The following is a 13,994-nucleotide window of genomic DNA, read 5'->3' as shown; positions in this document are numbered from 1 at the left end:
CGCTCTCTAACCGATGCGCCCCATGGGGCAAACCCCCAAGGTGGGGCCCAACAGTTTTTAACAAGGTTTAGCAAACCTGCTGCAGTTTGCTGCACGCGTCGTTGCTAGCCTGCGTGCCTCCTTCCTGATGCGGAAATTCCAGGTTCATGCGCACTATAAAATGGCTGTTAATCCCTTGCCTGCTCAGCACCGCCAGTGCGCAGGCCACCAGCTTCGTCATGACGACTGACGCCTTGGTGAGTCTGTCGATGAGTGCCACCCAAGGCACCAGCAGCCGTTTCAAGGACGACAAGATCGTATTGGCGGCCAAGACCGATGCCGCAGCGTTTGTCGCAAGCGAGGGCGAAATACGGGCGGTCCAGTTGGAGTCAGCCTTCCAGCACATTCGCTACACGCTGGTGGACTTACAGTGCACGGACGAGCAACTCGCCCGTGCGATCCTGGTGCTGTGACTCACACAATCACTGGTTTTTTTGATCAGGCCAAAATCCCGCAAGGCGACGTATACGATGTCATTGGCTCAGCTCTGCTTATAACCGCGCACTTCATCCACGCCACGATTGGCCAACTGGTCGGCACGCTCATTGCCTGGGTGGCCGATGTGCCCGCGCACCCATTTCCAGGTGATGTCATGCCGATTGCATTGCTCATCGAGCAGTTGCCACAAGTCGGCATTCTTGACCGGCTCCTTGGCCGCTGTCTTCCAGCCGCGCTTCTTCCAGTTGACCATCCACTCGTTGATGCCCTTCATCACATATTGCGAGTCCGTCACCAAGAGTACGTTGCAGCGCCGCTTGAGTTCTTCCAGGCCACGAATGGCACCCATCAGTTCCATACGGTTGTTGGTGGTGTTGGCTTCGCCGCCCCACAACTCCTTCTCCACGCCCTTGCATACCAGCAAGGCCCCCCAGCCGCCTGGGCCCGGGTTGCCCTTGCAGGCGCCATCGGTGAAGAGTTCTACGCTATCGGTCATCGGTTGCATCCATCAAAACGGGCTGGCGGTCGTTGACCGACAGTATCCCGAGGCCGAGCGACTCGGCCTGAAATCAAAAAGAGGTTTACGGTTCGCTTTGCTTGCGGTTGACCTTGGCCATCGGTATCGGCACCAGCTTGCCCATGGGCTCGCGCCGTTCCTGGCGCACCGGCCGCAGCCCGACCACGATCTTGCGCGCCACCAATAAATAGAAGCCGCCACCCGACAGTTGCCAGGCTCCCGCTCGACGCTCCCAGCCGGCCAGCCGGCCTTGCCACTTGGCCGACGCAAGCGGCGGACGATAGCACCCGAAGCGGCGTTTCTCCAGCGCGAAGCCCAGCAGGTTCAGCCAGTCTCCCACCCGTGACGGCGAGATGCAGCGCGCCTGGCGCAGGCCATCATGGGCGAACGCATGGCGCAGCCCCCAACTGCTCCAGGGGTTGATGCCAATAATCAGCAAATGGCCACCGGGGCGCACACTGCTCGCCGCTTCGCGCAACAGCCCGTGGGGGGACAGGCAGAAATCCAGGCCATGCTGCAATACCACCACATCGGCCGCGTGTTCGCTCAAGGGCCACGCCTGCTCCTCACAGACGATTTCCACACCTGGCAACGGCGCGCCCAGGCGCACATTGCGCTGTACCTGTGGCGCGGACGGCGGCGTCTGGGCCGACGGGCCGTAATGCACGAGGTAGCCGCCAAAGAACCGGCCCAGTTCGTCTTCGAGCATGCGCCGTTCTTCGTCCAGCAGAAACTGCCCAATCGGCCCGGACAGCCATTCGCGGGCCGCGCTGATCAGGGCCAGCCACTCAGGATCGGCCTGGGCGAACGCTTTATCAGTCATTGCATTCTCCAACTCGCCTAGACGTTCTAAGATGCACCAATGTGTTCAGCTTGGCGAATCGAAGAATGATACAGATCAGTGCCCTACCCGCCTTCACCGATAACTACATCTGGTTGTTACAAGACCCTGGGACCCAACGCTGCGCCGTGGTCGATCCCGGTGACGCCGCGCCCGTGCTCGCCTGGCTCAAGCAATACCCGGACTGGACCCTCAGCGATATCCTGGTCACTCACCATCACCATGATCATGTCGGCGGTGTGGAGCAACTGAAAAATGTAACCGGCGCCAAGGTCTACGGCCCGGCGAACGAAAACATCCCCGCACGGGATGTTGCCCTGCAAGACAATGACCACATCACCGTGCTGGGTTGGGACTTCGACGTTTATGCGGTACCCGGCCACACCCTCGGCCATATCGCCTTTTATCACCAGGGCGTGCTGTTGTGTGGTGACACCCTGTTCGCTGCCGGTTGCGGCCGCCTGTTCGAAGGCACACCCGAGCAGATGCACACCTCGTTGGAACGCCTGGCCGCGCTGCCCGCCGATACGCTGGTCTACTGCACCCACGAATACACACAAAGCAACCTCAAGTTCGCCCAAGCCGTGGAACCGCACAACGCGGATATCGCCGAACGGGTGGAAAACGTGCGCCAACTGCGCGACCGTGGCGAGATCACGCTGCCGTCCAACTTGGCCCTGGAAAAACGTACTAACCCTTTCCTACGCACCGCTGAAACATCCGTTAAACAAAAAGCGGACGAACGGAATGGTCGCGACAACCGCTCTGGGGCCGAAGTGTTTGCTAGCTTGAGGGCATGGAAAGATAAGTTCTAAGCAGATGCACTCTGATACATAATTTCTGAATGGTTGACCGGAACCAAAGCGCTTTCTAGAATCGCCCGACATTTTTGCCCGGAACTTACTTCCAGCCAATGTCGTCATCTATTCGTAAATCCATCTCTTCAGACGCATTGACCCGCCTGGCTCAAGCCGTGGCGGTGGCTGTGTCCGCGACTCTGGCGGGCTGCCAATCGACAAATTTCGCTGCACAATCCACCGTGCAACCCAAACCCAATCTTGCCGCCAAGATCAAGCAAAAACCTATTTGGCTATCAGAGAAGCCTAGCCCCGAAGTGCCCCAGGATGTCTGGGAACGCATGCGCCGGGGCTTTCAACTGCAGGACGGCCTGGGCGTCAACCCGCGCATCGAGCAACAGCGCTTGTGGTTCGCCAGCAACCCGTCCTTCCTGGAGAACGCCGGGGAACGCGGCAGCCTCTATATTCACTACATCGTCGAGCGCCTTGAAGAACGCAACATGCCCCTGGAGCTGGCGCTGTTGCCGGTGATTGAAAGCGCCTACAACCCAATGGCCTATTCGCGTAGCGATGCGGTTGGCTTGTGGCAGTTCATTCCTTCCACCGGGCGCTACTTCAACCTGCGCCAGACCCGCGCCTACGACGGCCGCCGCGACATCACCGCCTCCACCACTGCCGCCCTGGACTACCTGACCCGTCTGCATGACATGTTCAATGGCGACTGGCTGCTGGCCCTGGCGGCTTATAACGCCGGCGAAGGCACGGTCAGCCGGGCGATCGAACGCAACGAGAAGCTCGGCCTGCCGACCGACTACTGGAACCTGCCCCTGCCCCAGGAAACCAAGGACTACGTGCCCAAGTTCCTGGCACTGTCCCAGGTAGTGCTGGCCCCCGAGGCTTACGGTGTCAACTTGAACCCGATCGCCAACCAGCCGTACTTCGAAGTGGTGGAAGTCAAGCAAAGCATGGACCTGTCACGGGTCGCCGCGCTGGCGGAAATCGACGAAGACGAACTGTTCCAGCTCAACCCGGCCCTGAAACAACGCACCACCCTGGACGGCCCCCAGCATTTGCTGGTGCCAAGCGCCAAGGCGCAACTGCTCACCAGCACTCTTTCGACGATGAAGCCTGAAGAACTGCTGGCCATGCGCCCGAGAAAGCAGGTGTTCGACGAAGTTGAGACCCCGCGGGTTGCCGGGCGCAGCCGCAGCTACAAGGTGCGCAGCGGCGACAACCTCACCCTGATCGCCAAGGCCAACAAGGTTGATGTCCATGACCTGCAGCGCTGGAACAAGCTCAATGGCCAGGCGCTCAAGGTTGGCCAGACCCTGGTGATGCAGGACACCCGCAAGCTGGTGGCCAAGGCCGACAGCAAGAAGCCGGTGCAATACAAGGTCAAGAAAGGCGATTCGCTGTACATCGTCGCCAAGCGCTTCAACGTCGAGATGCAACATCTCAAGCGCTGGAACCCACGCACCGGCCAGGCATTGAAGCCGGGTCAGATGCTGGTGGTTTCCGGGCCGCGCTAAGGTTTCAAGAACACCGAAAAGCTAATGTGAAAGGGGGCTTGCTCCCGATAGCAGTTTGTCAGCCACCCGATTCACTGGCTGCTACACCGCTGTCGGGAGCAAGCCCCCTCCCACATTGGATCTCCAGTGTTTCCGACTGGCTTTTTCCAACCGGAACAAGCTGTTACTGTACCGATCATGAAGCCCAAGCCGCCTGGATCGGATCTCTGACTTGAAGCGTCCCCTCCTTCTACTAATAAGTCTGGCCTTGAGCTTTGCTGCGAACGCGACGATTACCGAGAGCCACGGTTACACGCAGTTCGGCACGCTCAAGTACCCGGCCAAATTCACCCATTACGATTGGGTAAACCCTGCAGCGCCAAAAGGCGGGACCTTGCGGGTCATGGCATTTGGCACATTCGACACGCTCAACCCCTACACCTTCAAGGGTTCAAGCCCGGTCTCCACCGCCAACTTCCTGCAATACGGCGTCAATGAGCTGAACGAACCCCTGATGGTCGGCACCGGCCAGTACGCGCCGTCCGGCGACGAACCCACGTCCAGCTACGGCCTGATTGCCCAATCGGTGGAGTACAGCGAGGACCGTAGCTGGGTCGTGTTCAACCTGCGTCCCGAAGCGCGCTTTCACGACGGCAAGCCGATCACTGCGTATGACGTGGCGTTTTCCTATCGCACCTTGCTGACCGAAGGCCACCCGCAGTACCGCACCAACCTGCAGGAAGTGGCGCGGGTCGATATCCTCAACCGCCACCGTATCCGCTTTGTGTTCAAGCGCGCCAGCAACCCGCTGCTGATCCTGCGCCTGGGTGAGCTGCCGGTATTGCCCCAGCATTACTGGAAGAACCGCGACTTCAAGGCCACCACCTTTGAACCGCCACTGGGCAGTGGGCCGTACCGCATCACCAAAGTCGCCCCAGGCCGGCAGTTGGTGTTCGAACGGGTCAAGGATTACTGGGGCAAAGACCTGCCGGTCAACCAAGGCTTCTACAACTACGACAACGTCGAAGTGGAGTTTTACCGCGACAGCGACGTGGCCTTCGAAGCCTTCAAGGCTGGCGAATTCGATATCTATATCGAGCACCAGGCCAAGAACTGGGCCACGGGCTACAACTTCCCGGCGGTCAATCGCGGTGATGTGATCAAGGCGCAGATCGCCCACCAAATCCCCACCCAGAGCCAGGGCCTGTTCATGAACACCCGGCGGCCCACCTTCAACCAGGCCAACGTGCGCGAAGCCCTAGGGTTGATGTTCGACTTTGAATGGACCAACCGCACCCTGTTCAGCAGCGCCTATAAACGCTCCGTGAGCTACTATCCCAACAGCGATTTTTCAGCGACGGGCCTGCCGCTGGGTCATGAATGGTTGATGCTTGCGCCCTACCGCGACCAACTGCCCGCCGCCCTGTTCACCCAACCATTCAGCCTGCCGCAAACCGACGGTCGCGGCATTCCCCGCGAAACCCTGCGCCGCGCCCTGGCGCTGCTCGGCGAAGCTGGCTGGAAACTCTCGGGACAACGCCTGCTCAACCGTGACGGGCAACCGCTGCGCCTGGAGATCCTGCTGGTCAATCCGAATTTGGAGCGCATCCTGCAACCTTATGTCGAAAATCTGGCCAGTATCGGCGTCGATGCCCGCTTGCGCACGGTAGACCGTGCCCAGTACAAACAACGCCTCGATCAATTCGACTTCGACATGGTCCTGATGACGCTCAACCAGACGCTCAGCCCCGGCCTCGAACAGTGGCAGTACTTCCACTCCAGCCAGGCTGCGATCAAGGGCAGCAAGAATTACGCCGGCATCGCCAACCCGGTGGTCGACCGCCTGCTGGAACAACTGCTGGCGGCGCAGACCCGCGAAGAGCAATTGGCCGCCGGCCGCGCCCTGGACCGTGTGCTGCTGTGGCAGCACTACAGCATTCCCAACTGGTACCTCAACTATCATCGCCTGGCGTACCGCAACCGGTTCGCCTTTGTCACCACGCCGCCCTACAGCCTGGGCCTGAGCGCGTGGTGGCTGAAAGCTTCGGAGAAAGCCCAATGATGTCTTTGCGTACTGCATTGCTTGCCAGCCTGATGCTGTGCAGTGCGGCCCATGCCGCACCGCAGCATGCGCTGACCCTCTACAACGAGCCCCCCAAGTACCCCGCCGACTTCAAGCACTTTGACTACGTAAACCCCGACGCCCCCAAGGGCGGCACTTTCCGTGAGTCGGCCATGGGCGGCTTCGACAGCCTCAACCCCTATATCAGCAAGGGCGTGCCGGCGGACAACCTGCCGCTGATCTACGACACCCTGGCCATGCAAAGCCTGGACGAACCCATCACCGAGTACGGCCTGGTGGCCGGCAAGATCGAAAAAGCCCCGGACAACAGTTGGGTGCGTTTTTACCTGCGCCCCGAAGCGCGCTTTCACGATGGCCACCCGATCCGCGCCGAAGACGTCGTGTTCACCTTCCAGACCCTGCTCAAGGACGGCTCGCCGCTCTACCGCACTTACTACGCCGACGTCGATGAGGTGGTGGCAGAAGATCCGCTTCGGGTGCTGTTCAAGTTCAAGCGCACCAACAACCGCGAATTGCCGCTGATCCTCGGGCAATTGCCAGTCCTGCCCAAGCATTGGTGGGCGACCCGCGACTTTGCCAAGGGCAACCTGGAGATGCCTTTGAGCAGCGGGCCGTACAAGGTGGCCGAGGTCAAGCCGGGGCGCATGGTGCGCTACGAGCGGGTCAAGGACTACTGGGCCAAGGATTTGCCGATCACCCAGGGTTTCTACAACTTCGATAACCGCATCACTGATTATTACCGCGACAACACTGTGGCCCTGGAAGCCTTGAAGGCCGGGCAGTTCGACTACTGGCTGGAGGTCAGCGCGAAGAACTGGGCCAACGCCTACAACACGCCAGCGGTCGCTCAAGGTCGTTTGATCAAGGAAGAAATCCCCAACGGCAACCCCACTGGCATGCAGGGTTTTGTGTTTAACACGCGCAAGCCCATGTTCCAGGATGTGCGTGTGCGCAAGGCCATCAGCCTGTTGCTGGACTTCGAGTGGAGCAACCGGCAGCTGTTCAACGGTGCCTACACCCGCAGCCGCAGCTATTTTGAAAACTCGGAAATGGCTGCCACCGGTTTACCTGGCCCGGACGAACTGGCAATCCTTGAGCCTCTGCGCGACAAGATTCCGGCTGAAGTCTTCACCCAAGCCTTTGAGCCTGCCAAAACCGACGGCAGCGGCATGATCCGCGCCCAGCAGCGCGAGGCTTACCAACTGCTGCAAGAGGCGGGCTGGAAGATCGTCGACGACAAAATGGTCGACACCACCGGCAAACCGGTGAACATTGAGTTCCTGCTGGCCCAGACCGAATTCGAACGGGTGCTGCTGCCGTTCAAGCGCAACCTGGCAGACTTGGGCATCAACCTGGTGATTCGTCGGGTCGATGTCTCGCAATACATCAACCGCCTGCGTTCGCGGGACTTCGACATGCTGGTGGGCAGCTTTCCACAATCCACGTCGCCAGGTAACGAACAGCGGGAGTTCTGGTCGTCGTCGAGTGCCGACAAATCCGGCAGCCGCAACTACATGGGCCTCAAGGACCCGGCGGTCGACCAGTTGGTAGAAGCGCTGATCGACGCCAACTCGCGCAAAAGCCTGGTGGCCCACGCCAAGGCGCTGGACCGCGTGTTGCAGTTTGGCTACTACGTGATTCCCAACTGGCACATCAAGACCTACCGCGTGGCGTATTGGGACCACCTGGGGCACCCCAAGGTCTCGCCCCGCTATGACGTCGGCACTGCCACCTGGTGGGCCAAGCCCGACGTCAAACCTGCCGTTATCCTGGACACGAGCGCCGATCCGGCGAGCGGAGGCGATTAAATGCTGGCCTATATTGTTCGCCGCCTGTTGCTGATCATCCCCACGCTGTTCGGGATCTTGCTGATCAACTTCGTCATCATCCAGGCCGCCCCCGGTGGCCCGGTGGAACAGATGATCGCCAAGCTCGAAGGCTTTGACGGCGCCACCAGCCGCATCGCCGGTGGCGGCGCCGAGGTCTCGGTAGCCGGCTCCAGCTACCGTGGCGCCCAGGGCCTGGACCCGGCCTTGATCAAGGAAATCGAGAAGATGTACGGCTTCGACAAATCGGCGCCGGAACGCTTGTGGATCATGGTCAAGAATTACGCCCGGCTGGACTTCGGCGACAGCTTTTTTCGTGACGCCAAGGTCATCGACCTGATCAAGGAAAAGATGCCGGTATCCATCTCCCTCGGGTTATGGAGCACCCTGATCATGTACCTGGTCTCGATCCCCCTGGGGATCGCCAAGGCCACGCGGCACGGTAGCCACTTCGATGTCTGGACCAGTTCGGCGATCATCGTCGGCTATGCGATCCCGGCGTTCCTGTTTGCGATCCTGCTGATCGTGGTGTTTGCCGGCGGCAGCTATTTCGACTGGTTTCCCCTGCGCGGGCTCACCTCCAATAACTTTGATGAGCTGAGCTGGGGCGGCAAGGTCCTCGATTACTTCTGGCACTTGGCGCTGCCCGTGACGGCGCTGGTGATCGGCAATTTCGCGACCATGACCCTGCTGACCAAAAACAGCTTTCTGGACGAAATCAACAAGCAATATGTGGTCACCGCCAAGGCCAAGGGCCTGACCCAGCGTCGCGTGCTCTACGGCCATGTGTTCCGTAACGCGATGCTGCTGGTGATCGCCGGTTTCCCCTCGGCCTTCATCGGCATCTTCTTCACCGGCTCGTTGCTGGTGGAAGTGATCTTCTCCCTCGACGGCCTGGGCCTGATGAGCTTTGAAGCGGCGATCAACCGTGACTACCCGGTGGTGTTCGGTACGCTGTTTATCTTCACCCTGCTGGGGCTGATCGTGAAACTGATCGGCGACCTCACCTACACCCTGGTCGATCCGCGTATCGACTTCGCCAGCCGGGAGCATTGAGATGAACCTGTCCCCCCTCAATCGCCGTCGGTTCGAGCGATTCAAAGCCAACAAGCGTGGCTGGTGGTCGCTGTGGTTGTTCCTGATTCTGTTCGTGCTGAGCCTGGGCGCGGAGTTGATCGCCAATGACAAACCGCTGGCCGTGCACTTCGACGGCGGCTGGTACTTCCCGGCGCTCAAGCGCTACCCGGAGACAACCTTCGGCGGTGAATTCCCCCTGGAAGCCAACTACAAGAGCCCGTACATCCAGGAACTGCTCAAGGCCAAGGACGCCTGGACCTTGTGGGCGCCGATCCCCTTCAGCTACCAGAGCATCAACTACGACCTGAAAGTCCCGGCCCCCGCGCCACCCTCCTCGGTCAACCTGCTGGGCACCGATGACCAGGGCCGTGATGTGCTCGCCCGGGTGATCTACGGGTTCCGGGTGTCGGTGCTGTTCGCCCTGACCCTGACGATACTCAGCTCGATCATCGGCGTAATCGCCGGCGCCTTGCAGGGGTTCTATGGCGGCTGGGTCGACCTGGCCGGGCAACGCTTCCTGGAGATCTGGTCCGGGTTGCCGGTGCTCTACCTGCTGATCATCCTCGCCAGCTTTGTACAGCCCAACTTCTGGTGGCTGCTGGGAATCATGCTGCTGTTCTCCTGGATGAGCCTGGTGGACGTGGTACGTGCCGAGTTCCTGCGTGGGCGCAACCTCGAGTACGTGCGCGCGGCCCGAGCGCTGGGCATGCAGAACGGCGCGATCATGTTCCGCCATATCTTGCCCAATGCCATGGTCTCGACCATGACCTTCCTGCCGTTCATCCTCACCGGCGCCATTGGCACCCTCACCGCCCTGGACTTCCTCGGCTTCGGCCTGCCGGCAGGTTCGCCCTCGCTAGGTGAGTTGGTGGCCCAGGGCAAATCCAACCTGCAAGCGCCGTGGCTGGGCATGAGTGCCTTTGCCGTATTGGCGATCATGCTGAGTTTGCTGGTGTTTATCGGCGAGTCCGCTCGCGATGCCTTCGACCCGAGGAAATGAGATGAATCAGGACAATCTGATCGAAATCCGCGACCTCAGCGTCGAGTTCGTCACCGGCGAGCATCGCCACCGCGTGGTCAACCACGTGAGCTTCGACATCAGGCGCGGCGAAACCCTGGCCCTGGTCGGCGAAAGCGGTTCCGGCAAATCGGTAACGGCCCATTCGATTCTGCGCCTGCTGCCCTACCCGCTGGCCTGCCATCCAACCGGCACCATCACCTATTCCGGGCACGACTTGCTGACCCTGAAAGAAAAAACCATTCGGCATATTCGCGGCAACCGCATCGCGATGATCTTCCAGGAACCGATGACCTCGTTGAACCCGCTGCATTCGATCGAGAAGCAGATCAACGAAGTCCTCGGCCTGCACAAAGGGCTGACCGGCAAAGTGGCCACCCGGCGCACCCTGGAACTGCTGGAGCTGGTGGGTATTCCCGAACCGCACAAGCGTCTCAAGGCGCTGCCCCATGAGCTGTCCGGTGGCCAGCGCCAGCGGGTGATGATTGCCATGGCCCTGGCCAACGAGCCGGAGCTGCTGATTGCCGATGAACCGACCACCGCTCTGGACGTCACCGTGCAGTTGAAGATCCTCGAATTGCTCAAGGAATTGCAAGCGCGCCTGGGCATGGCGCTGTTGCTGATCAGCCACGACTTGAACCTGGTGCGCCGCATTGCCCACCGAGTGTGCGTGATGCAGCAAGGTTGCATCGTGGAGCAGGCCGATTGCGAGACGCTGTTCCAGTCGCCCCAGCACCCCTACACCCAGGAGTTGCTGGCGGCGGAGCCCAGCGGCGGGCCTGCGACCAACGCGGTGGGGCCGCCTTTGCTGGAAGTTGACGACCTGAAGGTCTGGTTCCCCATCAAGAAGGGCTTTTTGCGCAACACCATTGATTACGTGAAGGCCGTGGACGGCATCAACTTCAGCCTGCCCCAGGGGCAAACCCTGGGCATCGTCGGCGAAAGCGGCTCGGGCAAATCGACCCTGGGCCTGGCGATCTTGCGCTTGATCGCCAGCAAAGGCGGGATTCGCTTTGAAGGCCAGCAACTGGACCGCCTCACTCAACAACAGGTACGCCCGTTGCGCCGTGAGATGCAGGTGGTGTTCCAGGACCCGTTCGGCAGTTTGAGCCCACGCATGTGCGTCAGCGAGATCGTCGGCGAAGGTTTGCGTATCCACAAGATGGGCACACCTGCCGAGCAGGAAGCCGCGATTATCGCAGCGCTCAAGGAGGTGGGGCTCGACCCTCAGTCCCGCCATCGCTACCCTCACGAATTCTCCGGTGGCCAACGCCAGCGCATTGCCATCGCCCGTGCGCTGGTGCTCAAGCCGCGCCTGATTCTGCTGGATGAGCCGACCTCGGCGCTGGACCGCACGGTACAGCGCCAGGTGGTCGAATTGCTGCGCAGCCTGCAGGCCAAGTACAACCTGACCTATCTGTTCATCAGCCATGACCTCGCGGTAGTGAAAGCGCTCAGCCACCAGTTGATGGTGGTCAAGCATGGACAGGTAGTCGAGCAAGGCGACGCGCGGGCGATTTTCGCCGACCCGCAGCATGCGTATACCCGGCAATTGCTGGAGGCGGCGTTTCTGGTGCCCGCCCCTGTGGCCGACTGATCAGGCGTTAACGGCCCATTGATGCCTTGAACAATGCGCGATTTTGTATAAGGCTGGGCCTCTGCCCATCAGGACCTGTGCCCATGACCGCCTCGACAGCCCCGCACTTCTGGCGTGACCCTGCACTGCCGTTCATCGAAGCACGGACTATCGCTGACGGGCGCAAGGTCACTTATACCCGCCACGCCCACGAGCATTTCTCCATCGGTGCCATCACCACCGGACGCAGTTATTACCACTACGGCGCGCAGACCTTCGAGATCAGCGCCGGCACCGTGGTGTTGATGAACCCCGGCGATGTGCACGCCTGCAACCCCATCCATGACCAGCCCTGGTCCTACCACATGCTGTACCTCGACACGCCCTGGCTGACCGACCTGCAATACCAGCTGGGTTTCAGCACCGACCAGGGGTATCGGCCGTTCAACACGCCTCACACTCGCGACGCGGTGCTGTACAGCGGCTTGATCGAGCTGTACCGGCTACTGCTGGATGAACAGGCCGAGCTTCTGCAGAAACAGAGCGCACTGGTGAGCTATTTCACCGAGGTGCAACAGCGGCTGAACCCCTCGTTGACCCCGGTGCGCGAGGTCAACCACAAGCTGGAGCGGGCCGCCGAGTACATCCGCGAGCACTGCACGCACGCCTTGAAACTCGAAGAGATTTGCCTGGCCGCCGAGCTCTCGCCGTCTTACCTGATCCGCGCATTCAAGCAGTATTACGGGCTGACACCCCATGCCTTCCTGGTGAACCGGCGTATTCAGTTTGCCCGTACCCAACTGCGTAACGGCGAGCTGATTGCCGATGTGGCCCTCGCCGCGGGCTTTGCCGATCAGGCGCATTTCCAGCGCACGTTCAAGCAGCACTTCGCCGCCACACCCGGGCAGTATCGGGAAGTGCTCAAGCCATCAGCAAATAACCCACACTGGCCACCAGCAACGCGGCCATTGAGCGGTTGAACAGGCGCACCCCCTGAGGATTGCTCAGGTAGCGCCGCAAGAACGTCCCCGCGTAGGCCCAGCACGCCACCGACAGGTAGCAGATCACCCAGTAGAGTGCAGCAAACAGCCATACCTGGCGGGCATCGCCATCCGCGACAAACAAACCCATCCCCGCCACACAGGCCAGCCAGGCTTTGGGGTTGAGCCACTGCATGATCGCGCCATACAGCATCGACGGTGCGGTAGCCGTGCCATCGGCGTCCAGTCGGCCATCGTCCATGGCCAGTTTCCAGGCCATGTACAACAAGAAGGCCACCCCGCCCCACTGGATCAACTGGGTCAGGATCGGCCAGCGCAGCAGCACCTCATGCAACCCCAGGCCGATCAGCACCAGCAGCACAGTAAAACCGAGGGCGGCACCGAATACGTGCTTCTGGCTGGCGGCAAAGCCAAAGCGCGCACCGGAGCTGAGGGCGACCACATTCACCGGCCCCGGCGTGATGGAAGTGGCCAGCGCGAAGGCGGTCATGGAGAGGATCAGGCTCATTGCAGTTCCTTTTTGTAATGCCAAGCAAAGATGGCATCACGGTAAAGGGCTGAACGATTGCGGTATTGAACAAAATGCCCCTGAGCCGTCAGCACGTTTATTTCAAACCGGCAACTGAGTGGCGATGCGGCCTCAGCGCTGCGAGGGAATCCGAATATCGCCGCCACGGCACTGGCTTTTGACGCTGCGCGGGCAACCGGCGAAGGCCAGGTCCTTGGTCAGGCATACCCGCACTTCCGACAGCACCTTGCCCTTGCAGATCACCGCCAGCCCGTGGTTGCCCATACGCGGGTTGCTCTCGCGAAACAGTGCCTCGATCTCGCTGGCCTGCAATGTGGGCGGGGTGTTGAACGGCTGCAGTTGCTGCGGGATGGCAACAACACCTAACGCCGTGTCGGTCTTGTCCAGGTACGCCAACGGCTCAAGCCCGCTGCAGGTGCCATGTTTGGCCCATTCATGCTTGAACAGCGAACGCGTTGGATACAGCGTCGCCCCCTTGTCCATTTCTTCACGACTGAGCTGTGACTGCGGCGCACACGACGCCGGCCACCCGCCCCGCGCGTACTGCGGCCATAGGCCGTGCAGCACAAACCCATAGCCCTTGCCCGAGCACTGCTCATTGCCCGGGTGCGTCAGGCAAAACGTCGGCGACCACGACAGCGACAGCACATAAAAATCGAACTCCCCCGGCTGCCCTTGGCTGCGCGGAGCCGCCGTTACGCCGGTGGCGATCAACAGCCACAACACCATCCAATATTTCATCCC

The 13,994-nt window shown here is 60.7% G+C and carries 13 protein-coding genes; 9 read left to right on the top strand and 4 right to left on the bottom strand.

The genetic code is table 11. The features are described 5' to 3' along the window. Nucleotides 1-146: 146 nt before the first annotated feature. On the top strand, nt 147-452 hold the full coding sequence (locus tag M5B43_RS19270; RefSeq protein WP_248751593.1) for a DUF2388 domain-containing protein: 306 nt from the start codon (nt 147-149) through the stop codon (nt 450-452). Nucleotides 453-520: 68 nt separating this feature from the next. Here the strand turns inward: M5B43_RS19270 and rnhA are convergent, their stop codons facing one another. Both rnhA and M5B43_RS19260 read right to left on the bottom strand, forming a co-directional pair. Beyond that, nucleotides 521-973 carry a ribonuclease HI gene (rnhA, locus tag M5B43_RS19265; protein WP_003173571.1) on the bottom strand — a complete coding sequence of 151 codons (453 nt, stop codon included), beginning with the start codon at nt 971-973 and terminating at the stop codon, nt 521-523. Between the two features lie 85 nt (nt 974-1,058). After that, nucleotides 1,059-1,817 (bottom strand): methyltransferase domain-containing protein, encoded by a 759-nt coding sequence (locus tag M5B43_RS19260; RefSeq protein ID WP_248751592.1) that lies wholly within the window; start codon nt 1,815-1,817, stop codon nt 1,059-1,061. A gap of 65 nt (nt 1,818-1,882) precedes the next feature. Here M5B43_RS19260 and gloB point away from each other — a divergent pair, with 65 nt between their 5' ends. From gloB to M5B43_RS19220, 8 genes are all read left to right on the top strand, one after another. Beyond that, on the top strand, nt 1,883-2,650 hold the full coding sequence (gene gloB, locus M5B43_RS19255) for a hydroxyacylglutathione hydrolase (RefSeq protein ID WP_248751591.1): 768 nt from the start codon (nt 1,883-1,885) through the stop codon (nt 2,648-2,650). Between the two features lie 98 nt (nt 2,651-2,748). Continuing rightward, on the top strand, nt 2,749-4,161 hold the full coding sequence (locus M5B43_RS19250) for a transglycosylase SLT domain-containing protein (RefSeq protein WP_248751590.1): 1,413 nt from the start codon (nt 2,749-2,751) through the stop codon (nt 4,159-4,161). A gap of 211 nt (nt 4,162-4,372) precedes the next feature. Then, entirely contained in the window at nt 4,373-6,202 is a 1,830-nt protein-coding gene (locus M5B43_RS19245; protein WP_248751589.1) for an extracellular solute-binding protein, read from the top strand. After that, nucleotides 6,199-8,031 carry an extracellular solute-binding protein gene (locus M5B43_RS19240; RefSeq protein WP_248751588.1) on the top strand — a complete coding sequence of 611 codons (1,833 nt, stop codon included), beginning with the start codon at nt 6,199-6,201 and terminating at the stop codon, nt 8,029-8,031. Before M5B43_RS19245 ends, M5B43_RS19240 begins: the two co-directional genes overlap by 4 nt. After that, a complete protein-coding gene (locus M5B43_RS19235) occupies nt 8,032-9,105 on the top strand; it encodes a microcin C ABC transporter permease YejB (RefSeq protein ID WP_248751587.1) in 1,074 nt (357 codons plus the stop codon). A gap of 1 nt (nt 9,106) precedes the next feature. Then, entirely contained in the window at nt 9,107-10,126 is a 1,020-nt protein-coding gene (locus M5B43_RS19230; protein ID WP_248751586.1) for an ABC transporter permease, read from the top strand. Between the two features lies 1 nt (nt 10,127). Then, nucleotides 10,128-11,741, top strand: a complete 1,614-nt coding sequence (locus M5B43_RS19225) for an ABC transporter ATP-binding protein (protein WP_248751585.1) — start codon at nt 10,128-10,130, stop codon at nt 11,739-11,741. A gap of 83 nt (nt 11,742-11,824) precedes the next feature. Beyond that, the gene (locus M5B43_RS19220; RefSeq protein ID WP_248751584.1) at nt 11,825-12,700 is read left to right on the top strand and encodes an AraC family transcriptional regulator; all 876 of its coding nucleotides are present in this window, start codon (nt 11,825-11,827) and stop codon (nt 12,698-12,700) included. Here M5B43_RS19220 and M5B43_RS19215 read toward each other — a convergent pair. Further along, nucleotides 12,642-13,229, bottom strand: coding sequence for a LysE family translocator (locus M5B43_RS19215; RefSeq protein ID WP_248751583.1), 588 nt, complete (start codon nt 13,227-13,229; stop codon nt 12,642-12,644). The two genes, M5B43_RS19220 and M5B43_RS19215, sit on opposite strands and share 59 nt — an antisense overlap. Before the next feature lie 132 nt (nt 13,230-13,361). After that, the gene (locus M5B43_RS19210; protein ID WP_248751582.1) at nt 13,362-13,991 is read right to left on the bottom strand and encodes a ribonuclease T2; all 630 of its coding nucleotides are present in this window, start codon (nt 13,989-13,991) and stop codon (nt 13,362-13,364) included. Nucleotides 13,992-13,994 lie beyond the last annotated feature (3 nt).

Origin of the sequence: Pseudomonas sp. MWU15-20650, assembly GCF_023242475.1 — a bacterium.
Taxonomy (GTDB): domain Bacteria; phylum Pseudomonadota; class Gammaproteobacteria; order Pseudomonadales; family Pseudomonadaceae; genus Aquipseudomonas.
This window is presented reverse-complemented; position numbering and strand designations above follow the sequence as displayed.

Excerpts from the sequence above, each read along its gene's own strand:
- rnhA (WP_003173571.1), bottom strand. The coding sequence starts at position 973 with ATGACCGATAGCGTAGAACTCTTCACCGATGGCGCCTGCAAGGGCAAC.
- M5B43_RS19235 (WP_248751587.1), top strand. The coding sequence starts at position 8,032 with ATGCTGGCCTATATTGTTCGCCGCCTGTTGCTGATCATCCCCACGCTG.
- M5B43_RS19210 (WP_248751582.1), bottom strand. The coding sequence starts at position 13,991 with ATGAAATATTGGATGGTGTTGTGGCTGTTGATCGCCACCGGCGTAACG.
- M5B43_RS19215 (WP_248751583.1), bottom strand. The coding sequence starts at position 13,229 with ATGAGCCTGATCCTCTCCATGACCGCCTTCGCGCTGGCCACTTCCATC.
- M5B43_RS19260 (WP_248751592.1), bottom strand. The coding sequence starts at position 1,817 with ATGACTGATAAAGCGTTCGCCCAGGCCGATCCTGAGTGGCTGGCCCTG.
- M5B43_RS19250 (WP_248751590.1), top strand. The coding sequence starts at position 2,749 with ATGTCGTCATCTATTCGTAAATCCATCTCTTCAGACGCATTGACCCGC.
- M5B43_RS19230 (WP_248751586.1), top strand. The coding sequence starts at position 9,107 with ATGAACCTGTCCCCCCTCAATCGCCGTCGGTTCGAGCGATTCAAAGCC.
- gloB (WP_248751591.1), top strand. The coding sequence starts at position 1,883 with ATGATACAGATCAGTGCCCTACCCGCCTTCACCGATAACTACATCTGG.
- M5B43_RS19225 (WP_248751585.1), top strand. The coding sequence starts at position 10,128 with ATGAATCAGGACAATCTGATCGAAATCCGCGACCTCAGCGTCGAGTTC.
- M5B43_RS19270 (WP_248751593.1), top strand. The coding sequence starts at position 147 with ATGCGCACTATAAAATGGCTGTTAATCCCTTGCCTGCTCAGCACCGCC.
- M5B43_RS19220 (WP_248751584.1), top strand. The coding sequence starts at position 11,825 with ATGACCGCCTCGACAGCCCCGCACTTCTGGCGTGACCCTGCACTGCCG.
- M5B43_RS19240 (WP_248751588.1), top strand. The coding sequence starts at position 6,199 with ATGATGTCTTTGCGTACTGCATTGCTTGCCAGCCTGATGCTGTGCAGT.